This is a genomic window from Hyalangium sp. (assembly GCF_035629615.1).
Classification (GTDB): domain Bacteria; phylum Myxococcota; class Myxococcia; order Myxococcales; family Myxococcaceae; genus Hyalangium.
In genome coordinates this window covers 1-24,747 of sequence record NZ_DASPHO010000755.1, presented here as the reverse complement: position 1 = coordinate 24,747, position 24,747 = coordinate 1, and the positions used below count along the sequence as shown (strand labels likewise).

General features: G+C 69.0%; 19 protein-coding genes. 6 read left to right on the top strand and 13 right to left on the bottom strand.

Annotation, left to right across the window (positions count from 1 at the left end; translation table 11 throughout):
- Positions 1 to 903 (bottom strand): zinc-dependent metalloprotease (locus tag VD972_RS37840; RefSeq protein WP_324993689.1); only part of this gene is annotated, 903 nt, incomplete at its 3' end.
- A gap of 127 nt (positions 904 to 1,030) precedes the next feature.
- The gene (locus tag VD972_RS37835) at positions 1,031 to 2,632 is read right to left on the bottom strand and encodes a serine/threonine-protein kinase (protein ID WP_324993688.1); all 1,602 of its coding nucleotides are present in this window, start codon (positions 2,630 to 2,632) and stop codon (positions 1,031 to 1,033) included.
- A 641-nt stretch (positions 2,633 to 3,273) separates the two neighbouring features.
- Between VD972_RS37835 and VD972_RS37830 the strand changes: the two genes are divergently transcribed.
- Positions 3,274 to 4,665, top strand: a complete 1,392-nt coding sequence (locus VD972_RS37830) for a hypothetical protein (protein WP_324993687.1) — start codon at positions 3,274 to 3,276, stop codon at positions 4,663 to 4,665.
- A gap of 227 nt (positions 4,666 to 4,892) precedes the next feature.
- Positions 4,893 to 5,045, top strand: coding sequence for a hypothetical protein (locus tag VD972_RS37825; RefSeq protein ID WP_324993686.1), 153 nt, complete (start codon positions 4,893 to 4,895; stop codon positions 5,043 to 5,045).
- 18 nt (positions 5,046 to 5,063) lie between these two features.
- Here the strand turns inward: VD972_RS37825 and VD972_RS37820 are convergent, their stop codons facing one another.
- The 4 genes from VD972_RS37820 to galU all read right to left on the bottom strand — a co-directional run bounded on the left by VD972_RS37820 (position 5,064) and on the right by galU (position 10,182).
- On the bottom strand, positions 5,064 to 7,553 hold the full coding sequence (locus VD972_RS37820) for an HD domain-containing protein (RefSeq protein ID WP_324993685.1): 2,490 nt from the start codon (positions 7,551 to 7,553) through the stop codon (positions 5,064 to 5,066).
- Positions 7,554 to 7,592: 39 nt separating this feature from the next.
- Positions 7,593 to 8,303: a hypothetical protein gene (locus VD972_RS37815; protein ID WP_324993684.1), complete on the bottom strand. Its 711-nt coding sequence runs from the start codon at positions 8,301 to 8,303 to the stop codon at positions 7,593 to 7,595.
- 221 nt (positions 8,304 to 8,524) lie between these two features.
- Positions 8,525 to 9,283: a hypothetical protein gene (locus VD972_RS37810; RefSeq protein ID WP_324993683.1), complete on the bottom strand. Its 759-nt coding sequence runs from the start codon at positions 9,281 to 9,283 to the stop codon at positions 8,525 to 8,527.
- Entirely contained in the window at positions 9,280 to 10,182 is a 903-nt protein-coding gene (galU, locus tag VD972_RS37805) for a UTP--glucose-1-phosphate uridylyltransferase GalU (RefSeq protein ID WP_324993682.1), read from the bottom strand. Before galU ends, VD972_RS37810 begins: the two co-directional genes overlap by 4 nt.
- A gap of 59 nt (positions 10,183 to 10,241) precedes the next feature.
- Here galU and VD972_RS37800 point away from each other — a divergent pair, with 59 nt between their 5' ends.
- Positions 10,242 to 11,090 carry a hypothetical protein gene (locus VD972_RS37800; protein WP_324993681.1) on the top strand — a complete coding sequence of 283 codons (849 nt, stop codon included), beginning with the start codon at positions 10,242 to 10,244 and terminating at the stop codon, positions 11,088 to 11,090.
- Between the two features lie 6 nt (positions 11,091 to 11,096).
- On the opposite strand, the gene VD972_RS37795 is transcribed toward VD972_RS37800, so the two are convergent.
- Positions 11,097 to 15,812 (bottom strand): hypothetical protein, encoded by a 4,716-nt coding sequence (locus VD972_RS37795; protein ID WP_414654193.1) that lies wholly within the window; start codon positions 15,810 to 15,812, stop codon positions 11,097 to 11,099.
- 178 nt (positions 15,813 to 15,990) lie between these two features.
- The gene (locus tag VD972_RS37790) at positions 15,991 to 16,911 is read right to left on the bottom strand and encodes an RluA family pseudouridine synthase (protein ID WP_324993679.1); all 921 of its coding nucleotides are present in this window, start codon (positions 16,909 to 16,911) and stop codon (positions 15,991 to 15,993) included.
- A gap of 91 nt (positions 16,912 to 17,002) precedes the next feature.
- On the opposite strand from VD972_RS37790, the gene VD972_RS37785 reads away from it, so the two are divergent.
- On the top strand, positions 17,003 to 18,523 hold the full coding sequence (locus VD972_RS37785; RefSeq protein ID WP_324993678.1) for a peptidase M3: 1,521 nt from the start codon (positions 17,003 to 17,005) through the stop codon (positions 18,521 to 18,523).
- A 16-nt stretch (positions 18,524 to 18,539) separates the two neighbouring features.
- Here the strand turns inward: VD972_RS37785 and VD972_RS37780 are convergent, their stop codons facing one another.
- Together VD972_RS37780 and VD972_RS37775 are read right to left on the bottom strand one after the other, a co-directional pair.
- On the bottom strand, positions 18,540 to 18,881 hold the full coding sequence (locus VD972_RS37780; RefSeq protein ID WP_324993677.1) for a hypothetical protein: 342 nt from the start codon (positions 18,879 to 18,881) through the stop codon (positions 18,540 to 18,542).
- A 361-nt stretch (positions 18,882 to 19,242) separates the two neighbouring features.
- Positions 19,243 to 20,289: a hypothetical protein gene (locus tag VD972_RS37775; protein ID WP_324993676.1), complete on the bottom strand. Its 1,047-nt coding sequence runs from the start codon at positions 20,287 to 20,289 to the stop codon at positions 19,243 to 19,245.
- A 101-nt stretch (positions 20,290 to 20,390) separates the two neighbouring features.
- Here VD972_RS37775 and VD972_RS37770 point away from each other — a divergent pair, with 101 nt between their 5' ends.
- Positions 20,391 to 21,224, top strand: a complete 834-nt coding sequence (locus VD972_RS37770; RefSeq protein ID WP_324993675.1) for a hypothetical protein — start codon at positions 20,391 to 20,393, stop codon at positions 21,222 to 21,224.
- 23 nt (positions 21,225 to 21,247) lie between these two features.
- Here VD972_RS37770 and VD972_RS37765 read toward each other — a convergent pair whose 3' ends face one another.
- The 3 genes from VD972_RS37765 to VD972_RS37755 all read right to left on the bottom strand — a co-directional run bounded on the left by VD972_RS37765 (position 21,248) and on the right by VD972_RS37755 (position 23,954).
- Positions 21,248 to 21,979 carry a double-CXXCG motif protein gene (locus VD972_RS37765; RefSeq protein ID WP_324993674.1) on the bottom strand — a complete coding sequence of 244 codons (732 nt, stop codon included), beginning with the start codon at positions 21,977 to 21,979 and terminating at the stop codon, positions 21,248 to 21,250.
- A gap of 6 nt (positions 21,980 to 21,985) precedes the next feature.
- Entirely contained in the window at positions 21,986 to 22,654 is a 669-nt protein-coding gene (locus VD972_RS37760) for a TIGR02269 family lipoprotein (RefSeq protein ID WP_324993690.1), read from the bottom strand.
- A gap of 118 nt (positions 22,655 to 22,772) precedes the next feature.
- Complete coding sequence (locus VD972_RS37755) at positions 22,773 to 23,954, bottom strand: acyl-CoA dehydrogenase family protein (RefSeq protein WP_324993673.1); 1,182 nt, start codon at positions 23,952 to 23,954, stop codon at positions 22,773 to 22,775.
- Between the two features lie 121 nt (positions 23,955 to 24,075).
- On the opposite strand from VD972_RS37755, the gene VD972_RS37750 reads away from it, so the two are divergent.
- A partial coding sequence (locus VD972_RS37750; RefSeq protein WP_324993672.1) for an SDR family oxidoreductase occupies positions 24,076 to 24,747 on the top strand: 672 nt, incomplete at its 3' end.

Below are 24,747 nucleotides of genomic sequence, written 5' to 3'. Positions count from 1 at the left end.
AACCCAGCGGTAGTAGGCCAAGTCGTCGCGGCCGTCGCCGTTGAGGTCGACGAAGCGGGCACCCAGGTCGCCCTCGGTGTCGGCGGAGAGGTGGAAGGGCGGAGTGAACTGGGGCGCCCATTGCCAGGAGCTATCCTGCGTGGGAATGTACAACGTCCTCAGCGCGGTGATGTCGCCGGGGGCGAACTCGCCCGTCTCGCTCGAGCGGAAGCAGGAGTTCATGAGCGAGCCGCCGATGGTCGCCGTGGTTGGCGTGCCCGGGATGTGAATCGCGCCGATCCCGGCGTCGCCCTCGTCGCCGCCGCTGCCGCAGCTGATGCTGCGGTTGTAGTAATCCGAGTGGCGGAACCCGATGGTGTGACCGATCTCGTGCGTGATGACGTGCTCGATGACGTCGACACCGTACGGGGCGAGCCCGTCGCCGATGTTGATCGTCGAGTACGGCAGCCCGCCCGACGGGAATCCGGCTGAGCCTCCGACCATGCCCGGTTGGAGCACCGCGTTGATGGTGAAGTTGCAGCCGCTGCTCGGCGTCCGTGCCATGGCGAAGGTGAGCGGCAGCTCGTCGTAGTTCTGGATCGCCAGATCGAGCGCCGTGCTGAACGCGCCGGTGAACGTCGAGCCGTTGATGCAGATCTTCGACAGCGACTTGCTGACGAGGTTGTTGGTGCGGTATTGCTCCTCGGTGGTGTCGCCGGTCCCGAGCATCTCGCGCGACGCGGCCAGAGGCACCTCGGCGTCCCGCCCAACGTAGACCTTCCCGTCGACGACCATGATGTCGCTGGCCGGGAACCCGGCCTTGACTAGGTTGTCGACGATCTCCTGCGTCTCATCGGGTTGCCCGGCGCATCCGAACATCAGCGCAATGCATCCCGCCGTAAGTACGAGACTTCTCGCAAACATGGATACTCCTTTCGGTTGGATTTGTATCTCCTGGGCTGCCGCCTCGCGACGAGCCTCCCGGCGACACGTGCCCAACGTAGACGGATGAGTGAAGCCGCCTCAAGCGAGGGCGCCCAGGCGCTCTATTTTAGTGTTCACCTAGGCGCATTACGGGAGTCGATGCCGGCTGGCGCCGAGGGGGAAAAGCGGGCGAGAAGCACTTGCCGTTGTAGATGTAACCGTTCTCCTCGCAACCCTGACCTTCTAGATCGAGTGGAACCCAGCAGCCCCCGTTGATGACGACCTGTCCCGTGCGTGGGCACTGGCCGTTGACATCCGGCTTGTACTGCCCTGGGAATGGCTTCGGGGGCACTTGCTCGACAATCACCTTCCAGCCAGAAGGAGCGTTCACGACACCCCTTGGCGCCGTCAGGACAGCGTCCCCGACACCTGCGCTTCCACCATCGCGCTCTTCCTCAGCCTCGTCCGACTCGTCCTGCACCATGACCGGCGCCTCCTCCGTCATGTCCCGAGGCGAGGAATGCACTCCCAGTTGTGACCACAAGAGCAAGCCCACCACCACACTCGCCGCCGCGAGCAGGGGCTTTCGCGGCAAGGTGTGTCCTCGGGCCTCGATACGGGCGGGACGCTTGTGAAAGTGAGGCCCCCGGCTCTCCGACACCTGGACCCGGCGCTTGCGGGGACGTCTCGCTGGCCGGAGCCGTGCTTTGTTCCCCAGCAACTCCGCGCGCAGGGAGTCACTCAAGAAGGCGACGAGGGCGGCCTCCCTCTCCATGCTCACGGAAGGCGCCTGCTGCTCCCCTGAGAAGAGAGGCTGATCCGCCACCGCACCTGCGCGCTCTGCGGCCTGCTCCAAGGCTTCGGCCAGTTCTACCGCCGAGCCCCGCACCTCAGGTTGCGCGGACAGCATGCGAAGGATCAGGTCATTGAGCTGTAAGTCCACGCGGGGATTCAATGTGTTCGGAGGCTGAGCGTTTGCACCCTTCACATACCAGGCCCCCGCCTCATCCTTCCAGGGATCCTCAAGCGGCGGGTACTCGCCCGTGACGAGCCGGTAAGCGGTAACGCCCAACGCGAAGAGATCATCCGCAGGGCCGGCCTTGTAGTGCTCTCCGTACTCGTGGCGGGAACGAAGGACGAACTGCCACGCCTCTGGCGCGCGATAGGCCGGCGTGCCCGGAGGTGGCGGGTGCGGCGTCAGGATGCGAGCACCTTCGTAGTACCCAGCGCCGAAGTCCATGAGGATGGCGCGGACGTCCACGCGTCGCACCAGGACGTTGTCCCCCTTCACGTCTCGGTGCACGCCACCCACGGCGTGAGTGGCGACCAGCGCGCGCGCTATCTGGGCAAGGAGCTGCATCCCCTGCCGAGAGGACAGATGGTGCTCCCGAGCCCAGTCGTACAGCAACAACCCCTCCACCCACTCCATCACGAGGTAGGGATGGATGGCACCCGAAGGGTGCACCCAGTATCCATGGCCCAGGAGGCGCGGAACGCTCGGGTGGTCGATGCGCGAGAGCAGCTCCCCCTCACGGACGAAGCGCGGATCCTGGGCGTGGACGGCCAGCTTGAGCGCCACGGGGCCTGCTTCCTCCTTTCCTACCTTCACAGCGCGATAGACGACTCCGTAGGTGCCCTGGCCTCGCAAGCTCACCACACACCACGACCCAATCACCGTCCCCGCTGGAAGACAGGCCGGATGCAGCTTGGAGACATGCTCCCTCTCCATGAGGCTCCTCGTAGGCAGGACAACAGCACACCGCTATTTACCCCATCCTACCTCATGAGTAGCCCGCCGTCAGGGCAATCTCCTGGGTCCCGGGGTGCCTATCCGCAGGAGAAGCCATGAACCTGATCGTCGAGACAGACCTCGGACGCGACCCCGGTGGGCTCACGCGCGTGTCCGGGTCGCTATCCCGCTCGGACTGTTGAGGCAGGCGGCGGGTGCTGGCGTACGTGACGGCCGCTGCTCCTGCATGGGAGGGCAGCCTGGGCAGGCGTGTGCCCAGAGGGGCTGCACGGCCTGTCCACCGGCCCGACGAACAGCTCGGGGGGCACTCTTCGAATAAGCTGGCTAAAATGCTATTAACAGTTATTCTGGTATTCATCGAATAGACGTTCTTACGTATTGTGCGGCTCCAGGCATTTGGAGAATCTCTGGAGCTGGTTCACCCCATCCAACCTGCGCGGTGGCCCCCATCGGGCAGGGAGAGGTCTGCTTTGAATCGACTCCGGATGTTCACCAGGCTCGCAGTGCTTGCATCCTCCGGGCTGCTGCCCGGCGCGGCGGTTGCCGCTGAGGCCGTCGCAAACGAGGTTGTCTGTAGCATTCCCATCGGCCCGGAAGGTGTCAGCTATTGGGGCGAGAGAATGCCCGAGGTACAACCCTGGGGCCCTGCGGCGTTGGCAGTGGCGCCGGACGGTACCTTCTGGGTGGCGGACACCGCCAAGGATAGGCTGCTGCACTACAGCCAGAGCTGCCAGCGGCTCGGCATCATCGAGCTCCAGGACGTCAGAGGCATCTCCGACCTGGAGGTTGGCGGCGCCGGCATCTTCGCCTTCGATCGGACGGCCCAGGAGCCCACAGTGCTGCACCTGAGCCTGAGCGGCGCCGAGTACGCCCGTTACCAGGTGGGCCAGGACGCTACCGGCCTGAGGCTTGGAGAGGGCGGCGAGCTGCTGGTGGAGCGCCATCTCGGCACCACCTTCGATCAGCTCCTGGATCGCGAGGGCAAGCGAGCCCATGTCTCGTTACCCGGCCTCCTGCACCAGGGCACCGTGTACACGTCGAGCCCGGCGGACCTGTCCCAGGCGAAGGCGCACACCGGCGCTCTGGCCATGGGCGATAGGACGGTCGAGGTGACGGTCCCCAATGCCCTGGGCGGCCTGCGCATCCTGAACATCCAGCCGGACGGCAGTGCCTTCATGGTGCTGGAGGAGGTCGTCCTGGACAGTGCATTCATGGTGGACCAGACGGTGCGGCTCTATGCCGCGGACGGCACCCTCAAGGGCCAGGCGCGCGTGCCGCTGGCAGCGCAGTACACCTACGTGGAGAATGGAGTGGTGGCCAGCCGCACCGGTGAGGCCTACGCCCTCATCACCCGCCAGGATCGGCTGGAAATCCAGAGACTGGTCCTCACCCGTGAGCTGCCGGCCATCATGCCCTTGATCGTCGAGAATGCGGCCGCGGACGTTGCGCCCCCGACGATCAACGCGTGCCGCTCCATTAGTGACATGGCGTATTCGGGCAACCACTTCGCCGATTTCATCCGGCAGTATAGTGATGCGAATGTCTGGGGCTATTGCCCGGGTCGAGTCCGTCCTCGCTGGCTGAACGCCTCCTACACGCCCTACACGGGCGTGGCCTACGACTGGGGCGGGTTCGACACTGTCACCAGCTACGACGACCTGCTGTACCAGGGCTACCAGGCGGGTGACATCAACACCACCGTGGAGAGCTGTTCGCGCGGTGTGGACTGCTCCGGCTTCGTGAGCCGGGCCTGGGGGCTGACCACCAAGTACAGCACCTACACTCTGCCCAACATCTCCTGGCAGCTCGGGGCTCGGACCAGCATGGTCAAGGGCGACATCCTCAACTGCGCTGACTCACACGTGGTGATGTTCGACTTCTTTACCAGCCAGGGCATCTTCGTGTGGGAGGCCACCACTTACAACGGGGCTGACAGGGTGAAGCACTGGGACCAGCCCTGGTCCCGCTTCGGAAGCTGCTACGTGCCCCGCCGCTACAACAACAAGTGCTAATCGGAGCAGCACAGGTGTGTCAGGTTTCACTCGAGCTCTGGCATTAGCGTGTGAAGGCCACGACGAAGGATCGCCGGTGCACCGGGAACGGCCCACACGTGCCTGTTCCGGCCTGCTCGTCGCCCCGAACTCCCGCCCCCCGCACACCGTGGGGGGGTGTGCGGCCACGGAGGTGACGGAGAGCTCGCAGCCTTCGGAGACCCGCTGCCTGAGGGTCTGCATCCACCGTGTCTGCCCTTCCCACGGAGGTGGGGACCTGGATCGACGGCGAGCTCTTCCGCGCGAAGGGAGGCTGGGGGACGCGGCCCGGCGGCAGGGATCAGATGCTCGTCGAGCTCCACCGCGAGGCCCTCTGGGCTCACCTCTTCACTGGCACGTGACCCCAGCCCGTTCCGGATTCAGTGCAGGCGCACCGTGGGACGGTGGAAGACCCAGGTCCTCCGCTTGCGCCCGTCCGTCGGAGTCCACTCCTTCTCGGAGACCTCCACGTTCGCCGCCACGTCCTGGAGGGTCACCCCCCATGCTCTGGCGATGTACACCCCCATCAGCGCGGGCAGGTGCACCAGCAGCCGGCCTGCCGCGGTGTGCCCCGCCTCGTGGCAGGGGATGACGATCAGCTCGGGGAACTTGCGCACCGGCCGCTCCGAGCCGTCCACCAGCGTCACCTCCTCCCGCTCCCCCACGAACTCCTGGAGCATCGCCAGGGTGATAGGCGTCCCTCCCCGGTAGCCGATGGGCAGCCCGCCCGGCTCTCCCCCGCACGAGAGCACCGCCAGCCCGATGTCCAGCCGCTTGTGCAGCTCGTAGCCCTCGAAGCTGAGCTGATACCGCTCCCACAGCCGCGCCTGCTCCGTCGCCCACCGCGCCAGGTCCTCGCGCAGCGCCAGTGGCTCCGCGTCATCCCGCGTGGCCACATCCGTGGAGCCCAGCAGCGTGCCCGTGAACTCGCGCGAGTACCGCGCGCGCAGCCCACCCGCGGTGATGACCGACAGCCCCGCCCACCGCTGCATCGCCCCCGAGGCAATGCAGATGCGCCCGATGCACTGCCCGTTCGCATCCAGCACCGGCCGCACCATGGGCGCCAGGAACTCCATCAGCGCCGTGTTGATCCCCCGGGCCGTGTTGCCAATCCGCCGCAGCAGCTTCGTCGCCTCCAGCGTCCGCCAGTCGTTGGCCTCGACGACCGTCTGCACCTGCCCGGGCTTCTCCTCCAGCTTCAGCGTCACGTCCAGCGTGGGCGCGATCCGCCCCAGCAGCTCGCTGAACGAGATGCGCTCCTCCGACTCGGACCAGTGGTCCCACTGATCGCTCCGGTCCAGCAGCATCTGCTCCCAGTCCCGCTCGCGCGACAGCCACACGCGGACCTGGGTGCCGCCCTCCGAGAGCAGCTCGTCCGGGTCCGCGGGCCGCAGGATGGGGTGCGCTCCCAGGCCGTTGTCGAACTCCAGGGCATGCGTGGCCTTCTCCTGGAACGGCCGAGAGACGACCCGCAGCCGCTCGCCCCACATGAACACGGAGAAGAAGCCGATCCCGAACCGGCCCGCCGGGACGAAGCCGCTGGCTGCCAGCCCCGGGTATTCCCGGCGCATGTCCTCCGTCATCCAGTAGCTCGTCCCAAAGTCCAGCAGGTGCCGCGTCAGCACCCGCTCCGTCATGCCGATGCCCGTGTCCCCCACCTCGATCCAGCGGCCGTTCGAGTCCCGCCCCACGCGCACGGTGATGGTGCCCCAGTCCTCCTTCAGCCCCTCCAACGCCCGCCGGGCCCGGATCGCATCCGCCGCGTTCTGGATGAGCTCCCGCAACGGAACGGAGGGATCCTTCCGGTAGAGCTGAGCCCCACCGATCTGCGCGATCAAGCTCGGCACGTCGGACACGTGCACGCGAGCGTCCACCGGCATCCACCCCTGCGTCCTCACGTGGGTGGCGAGCCTCGTCGCGTCGTCCGCGTCCACCACGCCCCGCGCCAGGAAGCGCGGCCGGCCGCTCGCCGAGAGCAGCGCGTCCACGTCATGCAGATCCCGATCGATCTTCCGCAGCGCCTCGAAGCAGGCCCAGAACATCTCCGCCTCGCCCCGCGCGAAGGGCTCCCCCGCCGTATAGAGGAGGCGATCATGCACGAGCGTTGGCCGGCTGAGCTTGCGGCGGCGCTCCTCCACCACCAGCGTGTCCGCCGCCCGCAGCGCCGCAGCCACCTTCAGCGTGTCCACCGTCCAGTCCGCCGGAGCCGGCGCCGGGGCCTCGAGCCTCCGCGCCGCGAAGACTCGCCCCACCTCGGCCACGTCCCACCCGTGGCTGTAGGCCAGCTCCCCGAGGATCTCGCCGAACTGCTGGCGCAGCGCCGGATCCTCGACGAGGTGCAGCTCCTCGCCCTCAGGGCCCTTCCACTGCATCAGCGCCAGGCTCCGCGCGTGCTTGACGGCCAGCAGCTGGAGCGCATCCTCCGTGGCCAGCTGCACGTACTCCTCCGAGGGGTACGTCATCTCGTTCGGCGTGGGTGCGCGATCCGTCTCCCGGCGGATGCTCGTGGCCAGCGCATCCCTCCACTCCTGCGTCTTGCGCAGCTCCGCCTCTCCCCCCCGCAGTCCCGCGAGCCCAGCCCCGATGTCATAGAGGATGAGCGCACCGCCCAGCACGAAGGCCTCGGCGGCGTTGAGCGGGTACTCCGGCCCCAGCAGGAGATCGACGCGCTCCCACAGGGCGTCGAAGCGGCTGCCTCCATGGGACTTCAGTGCGGGATAGGCGCTCCGGACCTGCTCGGTGAGCTGACCCGCGCGCTGCCACGCCAGGCGGAGCTGCTCACGCAGATGGGCACGCGCGGACTGCGCCGCATCCCCGCCCCGCTCCCCCAATGTCCGCTTCCAGAGTTCCGTTCGCTCGTAATCGAACATGACCCCAGAATACGGGCGGCCAGCCTTCGTGAGCTACTTTCAGGACACCGCCTTGCCGCCCGGCACGGAGAGGGGGTCTCTCAGGGAGCGGAAGGTGCCGCTGATCGGCCCCGCGCCCGCGCCCTCGACGCTCCCGAAGTACGGGGCCAGCGCCTGCGCCCGCGCCCACACGTCGTTGGAGTAGTCATCCCCGGTGGTGCCGCGATCCATGTCCTTGATCGTCCGCACGCAGCACACACCCGAGTCGTACGCCGCCAGCGCGCCCCGAAGCTGCTGCTCCGGCGGCCAGCCGGGGTGCTTCACCTTCACTTCCTCGAGCAGCCGCTCGAGGACACGCGCCGCCTGGTCGATGTGCTCGGTGCTGTAGGGGCCGCCGCGCGGGGGGTGGTAGCGGGAGTCGAGCTGCATCATCCCGAAACAATCCCCGCCGCAGCCCAGCCCGTTCACATCGAGCGCCCCACCCGCCCGAGACTCGCGGCTGGCGATGGCGGCCAGCAGCGCTGGGGGCAGCGCGTACTTCACTCCGGTGGCCTCGAAGGCGGACTGGAACCTGCGCAGCCGGGGCAGATCCGTGTGCGCCAGCCGGTACGAGGCGCTGATGCCCGCAGAGAGCCCCTCCTGGCGCGCGGTGACGGCCGAGGCTCCTGTGGGCAGGAACTTCGCGAGGAGGGCGTTCAGGTTCAGCGCCGAAGCGGTGGCCTCCCTCATCTGGACCGCTCTGTCATGGGTACGAGCAGTGCTGGTCGACATGATCTCTTCCCTGTGGACGCCCCATCACTTCCGGCCAGGGGCGTCAGCTCTGCTTGCAATTGTCCAGGGAGCCACGAAAAAGTTTCTGCGCACTGCGTCATTTCACGGAGACCCTTGATTTCGCAGCCCTAGCACGCCCGGAGGCCTGCTCGACGATGAAGGCTCGGAGGTGATTAGCCGCGATTTTGGGCGGCATTTGTGCGTGTGGCTCGCCGCGAGGCTCAGGGCGTGAAGAGCTTGTCGGGCAGGGACGCCCGGGTGTCCGACTTGATGGCGGTGAAGCGCAGGGCGCGCTGGCCATCGCGCCACACCTCGATGCTGCGAGGCATCCACTCGCCGGTGGCCGGGGAGGAGTAGTCGATGAAGCGCACATCCCACGCTGGCCCGGTCTTCTCCTTCCACCGCACACGGGCCGGGCGGAAGCCGGTCTTGTAGATCCAGAACTGAGGCTTGCCCTCCTCCGGCTCGCCGAGCACGTACGCCACCTCGCCCCCGAAGCGCGCCAGCGAGGTGGTGCGCGTGGCGATGCCCAGGCTTTGGAGGTGCTGCTCCACCGTGTCCCGCGTGTCGGTGTTGTGGCCCGAGGAGCTGCGCACCGCGAGCAGCGGGCAGAGCTGGCTCAGGGCCGCCGAGAGGGCGGGGATCTCCGTGCCCTCCACACGCTTGCGCCCGCTCACCTGCACCACCGCCAGCTTGTTGCCCTCCGGCACGGCCAGCTCGAGGCGGCAGCGCCCCGGCGCCTTGATGAGGACGGCGCCGTCCACGATCAGCTCGGGGCGCTCGGAGGGAACCTTCAGCGCGGCTGTGGCCTCCTTCGCCGCCGGCCCGGAGAAGACGTACGTGCCCTCCACCCGGAGCGAGGAGGGCATGGTCTCGTCCTGCTCCCCGACCATCCGGCGCAGGATGGAGCCACCGGGCAGCACATAGGCCCCCGCGGCCAGCGCGGTCAGCGTCCCGATCAGGAAGACGGCGCGCTTCATGGCTTCTCCACCTTGACGAGCTCGGCCATCCACTCGAGCAGCGGGCCGCGCAGCTCCGGCCGCTTGAGGGCATAGGCGATGTTCGCCTTGAGGTACCCCACCTTGTCGCCCGCGTCGTAGCGCTGGCCCTTGAACTTGTAGCCCAGCAGCCCCTTGCGCTGCTGCAGCGTGGCCAGGCCATCGGTGAGCTGGATCTCCCCGCCCACGCCCGGCGGTTGGTTCTCCAGGATGTCGAAGATCTCCGGCGGCAGCACGTAGCGGCCAATCACCGCCAGGTTGGACGGGGCGGTGCCGCGCTTGGGCTTCTCGACGATGCGCTCGATCTGGATGACGCCGTCGCCGAGATCCTTCCCCGCGGCGATGCCGTAGAGGTGCGTCTCGCTGTCGGGCACCTCCATCAGCGCCACCACACCCTGGTTGAACTGGCGGAAGACGCGCGCGAGCTGGCGGATGCCGGGCTCCTCCGCGTCGATGATGTCGTCGCCGAGGATGACGCCGAAGGGCTCGTTGCCCACCAGGCCCCGGGCGCACAGCACCGCGTGGCCCAGCCCCAGCGGCTCCTTCTGGCGCAGGCTGGCGATGTTGGCCATGTCCGAGATGGCGCGCAGCTTGCGGAGCTCCTCCTCCTTGCCGCGCGCCTTGAGCACCCCCTCCAGCTCCACCGCGATGTCGAAGTGATCGACCATGGACTCCTTGCCACGGCCGCTGATGAGGATGACGTCGGAGATGCCGGCGGAGACCGCCTCCTGGACGATGTACTGAAGCGTTGGCGTGTCGACGATGGGCAGCATCTCCTTGGGCACCGCCTTGGTGGCCGGCAGGAAACGCGTCCCCAGGCCCGCGGCCGGAACGACGCACTTGCGGATGAGGGGCTCTGGCTTCGGTGTAGGAGCGGACATGGGGGGCCGAATCTAGTGATGCCCCCCCGAGGCATCAAGGCGGATAGGATGCGCCCCCCATGCCTCGCCGATTGATGCTCCTGCTGGTGCTGTGTCTGTCCCCCACCGTTTACGCCCAGTCCGACGTCGAGGATCTGCGCGACATCCAGAGCGCCCGGGCCTACGCCATGGGCGGGGCCTACCGGGGGCTCGGACTGGGCACCGAGGCCGTGGTGGGCAACCCCGCCGCCATCGCCCTGTGGAAGATGTACCGGATGGAGCTGCACGGCTCCTGGGACACCACAGGCAAGGATGCCCTCGGCGGAGTGAGCATCATGGACGCCAAGACGAGCGACCTGGCCGCCGGCCTGGACTACCACATCCTCACCCTGCGCAGCGGCGAGGGCCGGACCACCGGCCACTACAGCACGCTGGCCTTCGCCCTGCCCCTCACCCCGGGGATCCTCATCGGCACGTCGATACACTACCTGAGGCTGAGCGGCCCTCGGCAGGCCAACGCCACCACCGTGACGGCGGGCCTCCTGCTGCGCCTGTCCGATGGCTTCACCACGGGCTTCTCGGCCCACAACCTCATCGACACCCAGAACGTGGAGCTGACGCGGTACTACTCGCTCCATGCGGGCTATCTGACGGGGCTGCTCACCGTGGGGGTGGACGTGCGCGCCGACTTCGAGTCGCGGGAGAAGAAGGTCCTCACCTACAGCGGCGGCCTCGAGTACCTCCTCGGCCAGGCCTTCCCCGTGCGCGTGGGGTACACCTATGACGGCTTCCAGAAGGCCTCTCAGCTGGGCGTGGGGCTGGGCTTCATGACGGAGGCCGGCGGCGGCATTGACCTCGGCTACCGGCACGATCTGGGCGGAGAGAAGGGCCGGCTGCTGGCCCTCACCATCAAGCTGCAGGTGGGCTGAGCCGCCTCAGCGGGAGGTGCGGAGCTGGAAGTAGCGCTCCGAGGCGGCGAAGCGCACCAGCTCCACCACCTCGCGCTCCAGGGCCCGCTTCATCCTCAGCGCCGTGAGCGCCGGCCCTACCGCGCCGCAGGCGACGAGCCCCGCGCGATTGGAGGAGTCTCGCGCCCCGTCCGCCATCGCCGACACGTCGAACTGGCGCGTCGCGGGGCCATACAGCGCCGCGGCCCGCTCGAGCTGCTTGGCCGTCAGCGTCTCCCGCACCACCCGGGCCTCGAGACCGGAGGCGTTGGGGTCCTTGAGCACCGAGGAGAGCAGGGCCAGGCCCCGCAGCACCTGGTCCTTCTTCAGGCTGCGCAGGGCCAGCAGGTCTGGCCCCAGGCAGAGCAGCGCGCGCCCGGCGTAGAAGCGCAGCTCCGGGGCCGGGAGCACCTGCCGCACGGCCTGCTTGCCCACCAGCAGCCGCGGGGAGGTCGTGAAGACGAGCGAGAAGGGCGGGCCGTTGTCCTCGGAGAGCACCACCTCCGGCGCCTCCATGCCGAGCAGGCGCTCGGTGCTCTTGAGGGCATCAATGGCCCCCGGCGCCCCGGGCCCCAGGCTCGCGCGCAACCGCTCGGAGGAACCAGCGGCCCGGCCATGCGTGGGGAAGAGGCGGCAGAGCGCCACGCCCACCCATGTGAGCAGTTCGCCCGAGGGCGAGCGAAGGATCGGGTGGCGCAGCCCAGAGCGCTCGTCCGGGGAGAGTGGGGGGCGCGAGAGACGAGGCACAGGGCCTTCCCTGCCTTCGAGTGCGTCGGCGATCTCCCGCATCAGCTCGGCGCGCTGCGGGTCATCCCGGCTGTCGAAGTACTCGGCGATCTCGGCATAGAGCGAGCCCTCGAGCGGGCGCGCGCGCACCTGCTTGAACACCGCGGGCTCGGAGCCAGACTCTGGCGGCGGGACCTTCGGCGAGGGAGGACCGGCACGCACGCGCGCCACCCGGCGCACGGGCTCCATCTTCCCAGGCGGCGCCTCCCAGGAGATGAACGCCGTGTTCTGGACGGGCGTGCTGCTGCTGTTGTTGTTGTTGTTGTACGCGGGGGAGCTCTCCGGCTCCCGAGGCGAGACCTGGGCGAAGGCCGAGTCGGCGGACTCACGACGCTGCCCGCGCGGCGCTCCCGAGCTGCCAGCAGCCTGCGGGGGCGCCCCTGCCGCCGGGCGGCTCCCGGTGGCGACCGGGCGGCCCCCGGTGGCGACCGCTGGGCGGCTTCCGCTCGAGGAGGGGGCCTCTGCACGGGCTCCCGGCGCTTCCCGAGGCGGAGGTGGCTTCGTCGAACCCCGGCGTCCAGGCGCTGTGTCCTCACGGGAGGAAGCCGCGCGAGTCGGCGCCCCCGGATCGGGCATGAACTGCTGGGGAACCTCCTCTGTCACCTGGGGGCGAAGCTTCTTCAGCCGGACAGTGGACTTCTCCGCGGGAGGCCGCTCCGCTGGGGACTTCCCCCTGAGGGGCGGCTCCGGAGCGTCGGACTTCTGGGCTTTGGGAGGAAGCGCAGGCCTCCTCATGGACCAGGCCGACAGGGACGGACTGGTGTGGCCAGCCTCTTCTTCATCCTCTCCGAGGAGGGAGTCGAGCTCGCGGGAGGGGTCCAGCACCTCGATCTCGAGCTTCTTGCCCAGGTTCTTCTTGGACGAAGCCGCGGCCTTCTTGGGCGGAGCCGCCTTCTCGGGCGAAGGCGCAGGCGGGGAGGAGCCAGGAGGGATGAACCCCTCTGGGGCCTCGGTCGCCGTCGGCTCCTCCTCGGAGAAGGGCATCTTGTCCCCGGGGAAGGTCACCGCGGAGAACTCGATGGTCGGCCGGGCGTGATCGGGGAGGTTCGGGGCCGGATCGGTGAGGTCGGTCGAGGGCTCAGCCACCTTGGCAGGGAAGGACTGGCCCGAGGGGGTGAGATCCACGTTCCCCGGCGGAGGAATCAGGAGCTGGGTGCGGGTGCCCCCCTCGCGGTAGGGCGCGGCGCCTCGCGGCAGGTCCGGTACCGGGGGTGCGCTCTTCTCCTGCAGGGAGAGCCGCAGGTTCTCCGCGCGCCGGGAGTACATCTCCGCGCGAGCAGGATCCTTGAGCACGTTGTGGCAGAAGCTGGCCAGGCGGACCCAGGCGCGCTGGCGCTCGGTCTCGTCCTCCATCGCGGTGGCGGCGTGCTCCATCGCCCAGGCCGCCTCGCCGATCTGCCCGCGCTCGGTGAGACGATCCGCCAGCAGCAGCCAGGCCTCCTTGTGGCCGGGCTCGAAGCGCACGGCATGGCGCAGCTCGGTGAGCGCACCGTCCGAGTCTCCTGCGTCCTCCAGCGAGGCCACCAGCTCCATCCGAGCCAGCCGGGCGTCGGGGCCTCGGGGCTCGCGGGAGAGCTGCTCGCGCAGGAGCTGGCTGAGGGCGGCCCGATCTCCCAGCGTCCGCGCAAGCTCCAGGAGCCGCGCACGCGCCTGGCTCTCACCGGGCTCCTCGGCGAGCACCTCGGTCCACGCCCACTGTGCCAGCTTCGCGTCCTTCAGCGAGTCCTCGGCAACGGAGGCGAGCACGCGGAGCGCATCCTGCCGATCCGGCGAGCGGCGCGGGGCCGCCGAGAGGGCGGACCGCAGGCGGTGGGCCATGATGTGCCGCTCGGTGTCGGGCACGCAGCGCACCAGCCCCGCGAGCACCAGGAGCATCCCAGGAGTGAGCGCCTCTGCCGTCTCGAAGTCTGCCTTCGCCTGGGACTGCTCTCCCACCTCGAGCGCGCGCTCGGCGCGAGTGAGGTAGGCGGCAGCCCGCGCCTTGGGCGAGCGCGCGCTCTGCACCGCCTCGTCGAGCGCCCGGCGGACCAGGGACGAATCTCCCCGTGTTCCCAGCAGCCGCACCTGCTGCTTGAGGGCGTCACGATCGCCCGTCAGCGTAACGATCTCCCGGTAGATCCGCGCGGCACCTGAGGGATCGCCCAGCTCGTCCTCCATCAGCTCCGCGAGCCGAGTGAGCGCCTCGGCGCGGAGCAGCGGGTCCTTCGCCTGATCGGCCCGGGTCAGGTAGAACTGCGCGAGCTCGCGCCAGGACTTGCGCGAGATGAGGTGCGCCTCCAGCCGCTGCTGGGCCGCGGGATCCTCCCACGGTCCCGAGACAGGGGGTGGAGCCTCCTCAGGCTCGGAGTCCTGGGCCTGCTCCTCCTCGGCGGGGATCTCCAGCAGCTCGGTCATCGGCGGGCCATCCTCGGCCTTGACCTCGACATCCTCCGTACGGTCCACGGGGGGCTCGAAGGCGTCGCTGGCCTCGTCTGCCTGGGGAGCGGCGAAGGCGCTCCTGTCCTCGGCTTCCTGAGGCTCCTCGTGCGTGCTCTCGGGAGGCGCGGCTTCCTGGGGCGCGGCTTCCGGAGGCGCGGCTTCCTGAGACTCTGCTTCCTGGGGCGCGGCTTCCGGAGGCGCGGCTTCCGGAGACTCAGCTTCCTGTGGATCCTCCTGAGTGTTCTCGGGATGCGTAGATACGGGTTCGGCAGCCTCGACCTGGGGTGGAGGAGCTCGTGCGGGCTCGAGGCTGGGTGGGGAGACGGCTTCGTCCTGTGCCGCGGCGGAGCGGAGCGGCTCGGGGCTAGGCGTCGCAGCGGCCTCAGCCGGAGGTGCCACGGGCGAAGCGGGCGCGGGAAACGACGTTACAGCCACCTCTTGCGGAGGGGCCACGGCTTGAACCTTCGCGGGGACTGGCGGGGTGACGGCCTGGGCAGGAGGAGCCGCGGGCTCGCCCTGCGCAGGGCTCGGCTGAGCACTCACGCCCTGTCCGGAAGACGAGGCCGCAAGCATCGCCTTAAGCAACGGCAGGGACATCTCGACCGTCGCAGCGGGCCTGACAGGCCGAGCCTCGGGCCTGGCGGGGGAACCCCCGGGTGAGGACGGTGCCTGCTCCTTCGGAGCCTCAGCGCCAACAGCCTCGGCCCGGGGAATCAGCCGCAGCTCTTCCAGCACCTGCCGCGCCTGCGCATCCCGTCCCAGCCGGGCCGCCGCGCTCATGCACACCGAAGCAGCCGCTGTGAGCACGGTCTCGGAGGCGCCCGCTGCGTGCAGCACCCGGAGCCCGTCCAGCCGCACGGCGAAGGCGCCGTCCGCATCCTCCATCTGCTCCAGGTAGTTGGCGGCCTGCCCATAGCTCTCCGCCGCCCGCGCCAGGTTGCGCATCTGCTGGGCCTGCACACGAGCACGCCAGCGGGTCGCCTGGGCCGCGCGGGCATACTCTCCGCGGTGGAAGGCCTCCTGCTCCTCGGCCTCCAGGGACGCGACGAGCGCCTCCCACTTCCCGGTGCGCTCCAGGAGATGCTGAAGGACCCGGCGCGAGCCGTGGTCGTAGGGGAACGAGGACAGCAGCCTCTCCAGGGTCTCAATGGCGCGGGGGAGCTGATCCACCCGGCGCAGGATGCGCGCAAGCTGCCGGAGCACATCCTCGCGCACCGCCCCGTCCACCCTGCCGAGCGCGGAGGTGAGGATCGTGATGGCGGCGGCCTCGGTGCCCGCCCGGAGCGAGACAGCGACGAGCGCCCCCGCGAGCCGCCGCGTCATGGGCAGGCTTCGGCTGGCGCGGACCAGCTCACCAAACGCCTTGGGAGCCTGCCGCTCGCTCAGCAGGCGCGAGGCCACCTGGAGGTGCTGCTCCATCGGGCCAACGGCATGCGTCTCCTGCCGAGCGCCGGGATCACCGGGCTCGAGGTCGCCCTTGCCATTTCTCACGCCACCCATCGACGGGCAGTCTACACACGATTGCCCCGGCTCCAACGCCTCTGGGGCTGGCCCGAGCGGACTGGGGGCTGGGGCCATGCTCCCCCTGGCGCTCTCCCAAGCCACATCCTCCTACCCTCCGACCTGGGGGGCCCCTGGGTGAGCGGGCGGCCATGCACCCTCCGGGCTGAGGGGCCGATCAAATGGCACCCTCGGGCACAGACACCTGGGCCAGGGCGAAGAAGCGCCGCAGATCCTCAGGCACGGGCGCCTCGATGCGCAGGGGCTGGCGGGTGCTCGGATGTGTCAGCTCCAGGGACTGGGCGTGCAGCAGACACCTTGGCGCGGAGAGCCCCGCGGCCTGTGCTGCGCCCCCATAACGCGCGTCCCCCAGGATGGGCGCCCCGAGCGCCGTGAGGTGAGCGCGGAGCTGATGCGTGCGCCCCGTGTGCGGCAGCAGCTCCACGAGGCAGAACTCCTCACCCGCGTAGAGGGTGCGGAAGTCGGTGAGCGCGGGCACACCGTTGGCCGCGCGGCTCGCACGCCACCGCCCGGGACGAGAGGGATCCTTCGAGAGCGGGAGATCCACCGTGCCGGACGTGGGAAGCCCTGGCCCCGTGGCCGCCACGTAGCGCTTGCGCGCGTGGCCCTCTCGGAACGCGGCCGCCAGCGCGCGGGTGGCCTGCGCCGTCTTCCCGAAGACCGTGACGCCCGAGGTCTCCCGATCCAGGCGGTGCACGAGCCCCGCGGGCCCCCCCAGCCGCTCGCTCATGAGATCCACCAGGCTCTCGCCGACTCGCCCCTCCGTGGGCTGCGCGGTGATGCCCACCGGCTTGTCCACGGCGATGAGCGCCGCGTCCTCGAACAGGATGCTCAGCGGTGGTGGCGGAGCCGGCGCCTCGAGCGGGCTGCGTCCCCCCTCCTCCAGCACCACCGCCACCACCTGCCCGGCGCGAAGGAGGGCCTCGGGCTCCCGGCAGCGGCGCCCCGCGAGGTACACGGCGCCCGCCTCCACCAAGGCCCGCGCCTGCTCCACGGCCATCCCGAGCTCGGCTGCCACGGCCTCCACCACCGGGCGGCCCACCCGCGCGCCCTCGGCCTGGAAGGTCCGCCGCTTCATGTCTGGAGCCCACGCGCGGGTGTCATGTAGCGGCACTCTATGTCCGGCAGCCCCTTCCCTGGCGCCCACTTCCTGTTAGCGTGCCCTCCCCATGGACCGTCCCGTGCACTCCGTTCGTGCGAGGTTGGACGATTTCCTCGCCGAGCTGTCCACCCTCCAATATCGCCACGGCGCGGGACTCTCCGCGGACCTCCCCGTGGAAGCACTCCACGCCAGCTTCCCCGAGTTCTCCTCTCCGGACACCTTCGCCGCCGCCACCGAGGCCCTGGAGAAGGCACGCGCCAAGAACGACACGCTCGCCGTGCGCCGCCTCCAGCTCCTGCGCGAGCGGGTGGCCGGACAGGTAGAGGAGGCCCTCGCCGCGCGCGACATCGAGGCCATCGCGAAGCTGGAGGCCCAGGCCCGCCTGCCCTTGGACGATCAGGCCCTCACCTTTGGCGATGCGCTGGTCCAGATCCCCCATGAGACGCACCGCGGCCGCCGGGCCTTGCTGGAGCGCGCCGTGGGCAATTTCCTCTGGAGCGAGCGTGGCCGCTACGGCACCCGGCGCGAGGCGGCACTCCGGACCGCCGAGCGCCTGGGGGCGAAGGACTACCCCCGCCTGTACCAGGACATCTCCGGGATGGCCCTGGACAAGCTCACCGAGGCGGCCGAGGAGACGCTCCGGCGCACGGAGGACGCATACCGGGACGTGCTCGGCTATGTGCTGCGCAAGGTGGAGCCCACCCTGCGCGCGTTGCCTGGAGGGGAAGCGCGGAGACACGATCTCCAGGCCGCGCTGCAGGCGCCGTGGATGGACGTCTTCTTCCGGCGCGAGGATCTGATGCCCGCGGTGACGCGCTGGCTCAACGACTGGAACCTCCCACCCTCGGCCAACGGGCGCATCCGCGTGGACGATGAGCCCCGGCCAGGCAAGGCGCGCCGTCCCTTCGTCGCCGCGGTGCGCGTCCCGGACGAGATTCGCCTCGTAGTCCACCTGGAGGGAGGGATGGATGCGCTGAGCGGCCTGCTCCACGAGTACGGCCATGCCCAGCACCTGGCCCACGTGTCGGACACAGCCCCCATGGAGCTGCGCCGCCTGGGGGACGCCTCGGTGACAGAGGCCTATGCCGCGCTCACCGAGCGCCTCCTGCTCTCGACCGGGTGGCTCAAGCGCTACCTGCACCTGCCGAGCGCCACGGCCGGAGATGTGGCGCGGCTCGCTGCCTTCCAGGCCCTGGCCGTCCTGCGCCGGCACTGCGCGAAGCTGCCCTATGAGCTGTCCCTCTTCACGCGCGGCCCCTCGGAGGAGCGCGCCGAGGAGTACGCCTCGGGCCAGCGGCGGGCGCTCGCCGTGGAGCCGCACCCGGGCTTCTTCCTCTTCGACGTGGACGCCCAGCTGTACTCGGCGCGCTATCTCAGGGCGTGGGCGCTGGAGGCGCGCCTCACGGCCCGGCTCATGGAGCGCTTCAACGAGGACTTCTGGCGCAACCCCTCCGCCAGCGGCTGGCTCAAGGGGCTGTTTGCCCGCGGAGGCACTGACGACGCGGAGGCGCTCTCCACGGAGGTGAGCGGCTCGGGGCTCTCCCTGCCCGAGGCGGGAGCCCGCCTCGTGGCCATACTCAACGGGTAGGGAGCCCCTCGGCCGGCTACTTCTTCTTGCGCAGGGCGCGGACGATCTTGTCCTTCGCGGGGTTGCCGGAGGACTCGCTGGCGCGAGCGGCCGCCACCTGGGGCTTGCTGCCCGTCTTCGTCTGGCCGGTGCGCGCGCGCATCGCCTTCATCAGCTGCATCTCGATGAGGAGCAGCTCGTCGCCCAGCTCTTCATTGTTGCCCGCGGCGCGGGGGAGCGGAGCCTGGGTGCTCGGAGCGCCGGCACCGTGGCGCATCCGCAACACCTTCTCCTCCTCGGACGTCAGGGTGCGCGCCTTCTCCAGCGCCGCCTTGACCTCCTTCGCCGTCACCGTGGTACTTCCAGCCTTGCGCTCCATCTCCGCTCCCTTGAAGTGGCGCTATCTGAACACATGAGCATGTCAGATGCGTCTGGGCCGCAACTGGTGGGGATTGTAGAAGACGCAAGAGGTCGGTCAAATTTTCTTCCAACAGGCTGATCCCCGGATGTAGCGGGCGAACGCTTCCGCTACAGGGTGAGTCCTCCCCCCCGTCCCGGGAAGGCCGGGCCCAAGCCCCCTCAGGCGCCCCAATATCGCCCGAATTCCAGGCACTTGCAGCTCCTTGAGCCGCCAGGACCACCCGGGTCGGCCCACGTAGGGCAGAGCAACCCCTCGAGCCGCCCTATCAGGTAGGGCCAGGCTCTACGCACCCCGCCCTACACTCCTCTCTCGCAGCCTGCTACTGCTTGCTCGGGGCGTCACCCTCGTCTTCTTCGAGGTCCGGCTCAGGAGGCACCCCTGCATCCGCGCCGCTCTTGTTGGCGCGCGGAATGCCGAAGCGGTCGAGGGCGTCCGCGATGCCCTCGGGCTTGTCGGCGTCGGGGAGGAACTTCTCGGGTGGCTGGAGCTTGGGGTCCTGGCCGATCTCGGAGAGGGCGGACTCCAGGGACATGCGCAGCTCGGCGGACTCGGGCGTCTTCTCCGCGGGCACCGTGAGGTGGCCATCGAGCCGGACCTTGAGGACAACGGAGGTCGAGGCATCCACGAGCACCTCGCCGTCCAGGCTCTTGGGGACGCGGTGCTCGAAGAAGGCCAGGCGGCGGCGGGTGGTCTCGTCGCGGCCGTTCCGGGGCTCCAGCAGGGCGGGCAGGTTCTTGGGCGCGAGCTCGTTGGCCTTCGGGCCGAGCTTCACCTGGTAGCGCCACGCGGTGCGGCCCTCGTAGGTGACGGTGCCCTGGGGCTCGAGCTGGATGCGGCCCTGGAAGAGCGAGTCCATGTCGCGCACGGCGCCGGTGAGCTCGGCGCGGGTGCGCTCGCCCATGCCGCGGTCGCGGAGGCGCTGGCGGAAGGTGCCATAGCGGTTGCGGGCGAACACCTTGCCGCCTACGCGGAGGACCTCGAGCCCCTGGTCGCGACTGTTCTCCAGCAGACCATGGAAGTCCCCGCTGACGCCGCCAGGGCCTGCGCGAAAGGTGCGCGTCTCGGAGATACGCACGGGCGGGGCGTCCTGGGTGGTCCACTCGAAGTCGATCTTGGCCTTGTAGGCGTGGGGGCCCAGGCGCTCTGTCACCTCGGCGGCATCCATCCCGAGGATGCGGCGGGCGACGAGGGGGTTGTCGGCCACGTCCTCGGGAGGGAGCTTCTCGGCGGCGGAGGCCACCACCTTGGGAGGATCCTCGGGCGAGAAGATGCGCTCCTTGGCGGCTTTGTCGACGGGATCGGTGCAGGCCGTGGTGGCGGTGAGCGCCAGTGCGGCAATGAGTGTGGACCTCTTGAGACGGCTCACAGATCCTCCGACGAAAGGGCAGCGCAAGTTATGTGGCGCGTACAGAGCCGGCAAGCGCCCCTTGCGCTCGGCTGTGCAAGGGATAGAACGGCGCCCACATCATGCAGAACCTGCGCGACAAACTCCTGAAAGCAGGCCTCGTATCCGAGGATCAGGCCAAGAAGGCAGAGCCAAGCACCTCTGCCCAACGCCGCTCGCCCTCTCCCCAGGCGCAGCGCCACGAGGGCAACACGCCTCGGACGGAGGAGCATTCCCAGCGACGGGATGACCGTCCCCCGCGACGGGATGACCGTCCCCCTCCGCGTCGGGATGACCGTCCGCCCCCCCGCCGGGAGGCAGGAGGCCGTCCGCAGCACGGTCGGCCTCCGGTAGCGGCGGCTGAGCGTCCGATCCCCAAGCTGCCACCGCTCCCGGGCTCGAAGGAGTACCAGCGCATCGAGTCGAAGAAACAGATGGAGTTGGACAAGGCGCTGCGGGAGCTGGTGCTCGGCAACCAGGTGCCCGTGGATGTGGGCGCGACGACGTTCTACTTCATGACGCGCAAGGGGAAGCTGCGGCGGCTGGAGCTGACCGAGGTGCAGGCCAAGCAGCTCGAGGAGGGCGTGCTGGGGGTGGTGGAGCGGCCGGAGCCGGCGCAGATCGAGCACTCGCTGGTGCCGGCGGCGACGGCGGAGCAGATGTTCGCGCTCTCGAAGAAGTCGGTGCGATTCCTGAACCGGAAGGAGAACCCCGTCGGCTTCATGAGCGACGAGGACGTGAAGACGCAGCAGGCGGCCGAGGCCGCAGGCACGGCGCCTGAACTCTCCGACGAGCCCGAGGCCGAAGAGGGCCAGGCCGCAGCCGCCACGAGTGAGGCCGCCACGACCGAGGCCGCCGCACCTGCCGCTGAGGGTACTGCGCCCGAAGGGGGAAGCTCAGAACCGCAGGCGCAGTAGCTGTTCCCCAGCGACTCGTGACGTCAGCTGCCGCGCACCGGCAGCTCACGGAAGGCAATGTCCTGCTCGTAGCCCAGCCGCTTCACCGCCTGCACGAAGCGCTCAGTGCAGATAATCGTCGTCAGGAAGTCCTCCAAGCGGAACAGGTCCAGGTCTTGCGGCAACGTGTCCGCATCCAGGATGAGTTCTGATTCTGACGGACGCGTCCACCCTTTGCGTTCACACTTCGTGCACGGCGCGGGACGGTCTACGGGCAGGCAGTCCGGATGAACACGACCACGCGGTAACAACTCCATCTCCAACAACTCGGGTGGGTTCTTCTTACGGAAGCGCATCTCCGTGCGACAGCCCTTCAGGCCCCCAAGACCCTCGGCCTGAAAGCGCTCCAGCGGCTCACGCTGCATCAGCAGATTCCACGAGTGTGCCAGGACCAGCGGGCCGAACTGCCCTTGAGTTGAGCCCATCATGGGCCCGAATTTGGTACCCGGCCAGAGATGGACTCCCGAGGGTACTAGCGGGCGCACCTGCTCGCGCAGCCGCTCGAATTCCGCGTAGTCCTCCTGGAACCCCCCATACTTCCCCTGTTCATGAGCTGGCAGGTGGGACAAGTCCACCGAGGGGTAGGCATCTCCAGCGGTGGACCAGATCGCATTGCACACCGGGCATTGCACACCGGGCAGGCCCCATTTGCGATCGTCCGTGTGATAGCCCGAATGGCGCGGATTCGGAGCCTGCTCGCACAGGTAGAACTTCATGGCACCTCAATACCCCAAAGGCAACGGCGGTGGGCGGCGCCCATACGGCACCACTGGTCCGAACAGTTCGAACTCGTAGATGAGCTGCCCGGCATACCGGAAGATCTCTTCCATCGTCGCACCGGGCTTCTCACGGATGAACCTGTCCCACGCCGCATTCCACGGGCCCCCATTCGCTCCTCTGTGGATGCTCCGGTGCTTCTCCACCTCCAGCGGGATCACGTACTCGTCAATGTTGATTTTCTTTTCGGTGAACCATGGCCTGAAGGCCTGCGAGAAGATGTGGTGCTGCTCGTGGGGCTTTCTGCGCTCTGCCTTCGCTTCCTCCAGTGCCTGCTGCTGACTGGGCAGCAGCGGCGGCTTGTGGCGCCACGGGATGATGAACACGGGCCGCGTGTCCTGCGGTAACTCCTGCGCGATCCCCCAGTTCCTCTGCGCTCCGAACCCAACACCAGGGAGGGAGAGTCCCCCTCCCTTGGTTGGCACCACACGCCCTACCGTGAGGTGCTCCATAACCTCCCGACACCGGTACACCCCGCACTGCCCGCCAATACACAGCGCCAGCAGGCTGCTCTCGTCTGCACACGCCTCTTCGAAGGAGATGGCCTCGGCCGCCACTTCGCAGCCCGGGCTCTCGCCTTCAGAGGAAAGGGTCGTCGCACAAGCCGCCAGCACACCGCCGACCAGCAGCCATATCCAGCGCCAAGGGAATCTTCCCACGATGCCGCGAGCATAGCTCCCGTCGTACCAGGAGCTACCGCATCACGCAGGTGCCGCTGCCCTCGACCTCCCCTCAATTGAAGGCATCAATGCCGGTGATGGCCTTGCCCAGCACCAGCGTGTGCACCTCGTGCGTGCCCTCGTAGGTGAACACGCTCTCCAGGTTCAGCATGTGCCGGACCGGCGGGTACGCGTCCGTGATCCCGTTCGCCCCGTAGATGCCTCGTGCCGATCGGGCGATCTCCAGCGCCGCTTTCACGTTGTTGCGCTTGGCCAGGCTCACCATCACCGGCGTCGCCTTCCCCTCGTCCTTCAGCCGCGCCACCCGCAGCCCCAGCAGCTGCGCCTTGACGATCTCCTGGAGCATGTCCGCCAGCTTCTCCTGCGTGAGCTGGTAGCCCGCAATGGACTTGCCGTCGAACTGCACACGGGAGAGTGCGTACTCTCGCGCCCCCTCGAAGCACGCGATCGCCGCGCCCGTCACCGCGAAGGAGATCCCCAGCCGCGCGTTGTTCAGGCAGGACAGCGGCCCCTTCAGCCCCGTCACCTTTGGCAGCACGTTGCGCTCGGGCACCCGGACGTCCTGGAAGGACAGCTCGCTCGTCACCGAGGCCCGCAGCGAGAACTTCCCTGGAATCTCCCGCGCGCTGAACCCCGGCATCCCCTTCTCCACCAGGAAGCCGCGGACAGACTCGGCGCCCCCCTCCTCCGTCTTCGCCCACACCACCGCCACGTCCGCGATGGAGCCGTTGGTGATCCATGCCTTGCTGCCGTTCAGCACCCACCCATCCCCCTCCTTCCGCGCCCGCGCCCGCATGCCACCGGGGTTGGAGCCGAAGTCCGGCTCGGTCAGCCCGAAGCAGCCGATGATGCGCCCCTGCGCCATGCCCGGCAGGAAGCGCTGCTTCTGCTCCTCGCTGCCGTAGGCGTGGATCGGGAACATGCACAGCGAGCCCTGCACCGACGCAAACGAGCGCAGCCCCGAGTCCCCTCGCTCCAGCTCCTGGAGGATCAGGCCGTAGCTCACCGTGTTCATCCCCGCGCACCCGTACCCCTGGAGGTTGGCGCCCAGCACGCCCATCTCCGCCAGGCCAGGAATGAGGTGCGCGGGGAAGGTACCCTCGCGGAAGTGCTGGCCGATGATGGGCAGCACCTCCTTGTCCACGAAGCGGGCCACCGTGTCCCGGGCTGCCTTCTCCTCGTCCGTCAGCAGCTCGTCGATGAGGAGCAGATCGGTAATCTCCGCGCGCGGCATGGCTCTTCCTCGGGGTGACGGGGATGTGCGGCTTCTACCCGCCGCTCCCAGAGCAGTCAAACCGCTCCCCGCCTCGCATCAGCCCCCTCTCCCACCACCTCCCCAGGTATCCTGCCGCGCCATGACGACTCCCAGGAAGACAGCGGTGGTGACGGGCGCCAGCCGCGGCATTGGCCGCGCCGTGGCCCTGGCCTTCATTCACGCGGGCTATGACGTGTGGGCGCTGGCCCGCTCGAAGGAAGCCCTCGACACGCTGCAGCTCGAGGCGGGCGATGCCCTGCGTCCGCTGGCCGTCGATGTGGTGGACGAGGCCGCGGTGCTGGCTGCATGCCGCGCCATCCTCCTGGCCGGCGCACCCCACGTGCTGGTCAACAACGCGGGCATCTCGGTCTCCGCGCCGCTGGCGAAGACTCGCACGGAGGATCTGGCACGGGTGATGGCAATCAATGTGACGGCGCCCTACCTCTTCTGCCGCGAGCTCATGCCCGCCATGGCCACCGCCGGCGGGGGCCGCGTCATCAGCGTCGGCTCCATGGCGTCGGTTCGCGGAGCCCCGTACACGTCCGCCTACTGCGCCTCGAAGCACGCGCTGCTGGGAATCACCCGCTCGCTCGCGGTGGAGTATGCGCGCAAGAACGTGACGGTGAACCAGGTGAACCCAGGCTGGGTGGAGACGGACATGCTCGCCCAGGCCGTGAAGACCATCAGCAAGACCTCGGGCCGCACCGAGCAGCAGGCCCGCGAGACGCTCGTCTCCATGAATGCCACGGGCCGCGCCATCCAGCCGGAGGAG

Bases quoted from the DNA above. Each gene is read 5' to 3' on its own strand.
- VD972_RS37820 (WP_324993685.1), bottom strand. From the start codon at position 7,553: ATGTTCGATTACGAGCGAACGGAACTCTGGAAGCGGACATTGGGGGAG.
- VD972_RS37770 (WP_324993675.1), top strand. From the start codon at position 20,391: ATGCAGAACCTGCGCGACAAACTCCTGAAAGCAGGCCTCGTATCCGAG.
- VD972_RS37795 (WP_414654193.1), bottom strand. From the start codon at position 15,812: ATGGGTGGCGTGAGAAATGGCAAGGGCGACCTCGAGCCCGGTGATCCC.
- VD972_RS37755 (WP_324993673.1), bottom strand. From the start codon at position 23,954: ATGCCGCGCGCGGAGATTACCGATCTGCTCCTCATCGACGAGCTGCTG.
- VD972_RS37810 (WP_324993683.1), bottom strand. From the start codon at position 9,283: ATGAAGCGCGCCGTCTTCCTGATCGGGACGCTGACCGCGCTGGCCGCG.
- VD972_RS37765 (WP_324993674.1), bottom strand. From the start codon at position 21,979: ATGAAGTTCTACCTGTGCGAGCAGGCTCCGAATCCGCGCCATTCGGGC.
- VD972_RS37790 (WP_324993679.1), bottom strand. From the start codon at position 16,911: ATGAAGCGGCGGACCTTCCAGGCCGAGGGCGCGCGGGTGGGCCGCCCG.
- VD972_RS37800 (WP_324993681.1), top strand. From the start codon at position 10,242: ATGCCTCGCCGATTGATGCTCCTGCTGGTGCTGTGTCTGTCCCCCACC.
- VD972_RS37785 (WP_324993678.1), top strand. From the start codon at position 17,003: ATGGACCGTCCCGTGCACTCCGTTCGTGCGAGGTTGGACGATTTCCTC.
- VD972_RS37780 (WP_324993677.1), bottom strand. From the start codon at position 18,881: ATGGAGCGCAAGGCTGGAAGTACCACGGTGACGGCGAAGGAGGTCAAG.
- VD972_RS37815 (WP_324993684.1), bottom strand. From the start codon at position 8,303: ATGTCGACCAGCACTGCTCGTACCCATGACAGAGCGGTCCAGATGAGG.
- VD972_RS37835 (WP_324993688.1), bottom strand. From the start codon at position 2,632: ATGGAGAGGGAGCATGTCTCCAAGCTGCATCCGGCCTGTCTTCCAGCG.
- VD972_RS37830 (WP_324993687.1), top strand. From the start codon at position 3,274: ATGCCCGAGGTACAACCCTGGGGCCCTGCGGCGTTGGCAGTGGCGCCG.
- galU (WP_324993682.1), bottom strand. From the start codon at position 10,182: ATGTCCGCTCCTACACCGAAGCCAGAGCCCCTCATCCGCAAGTGCGTC.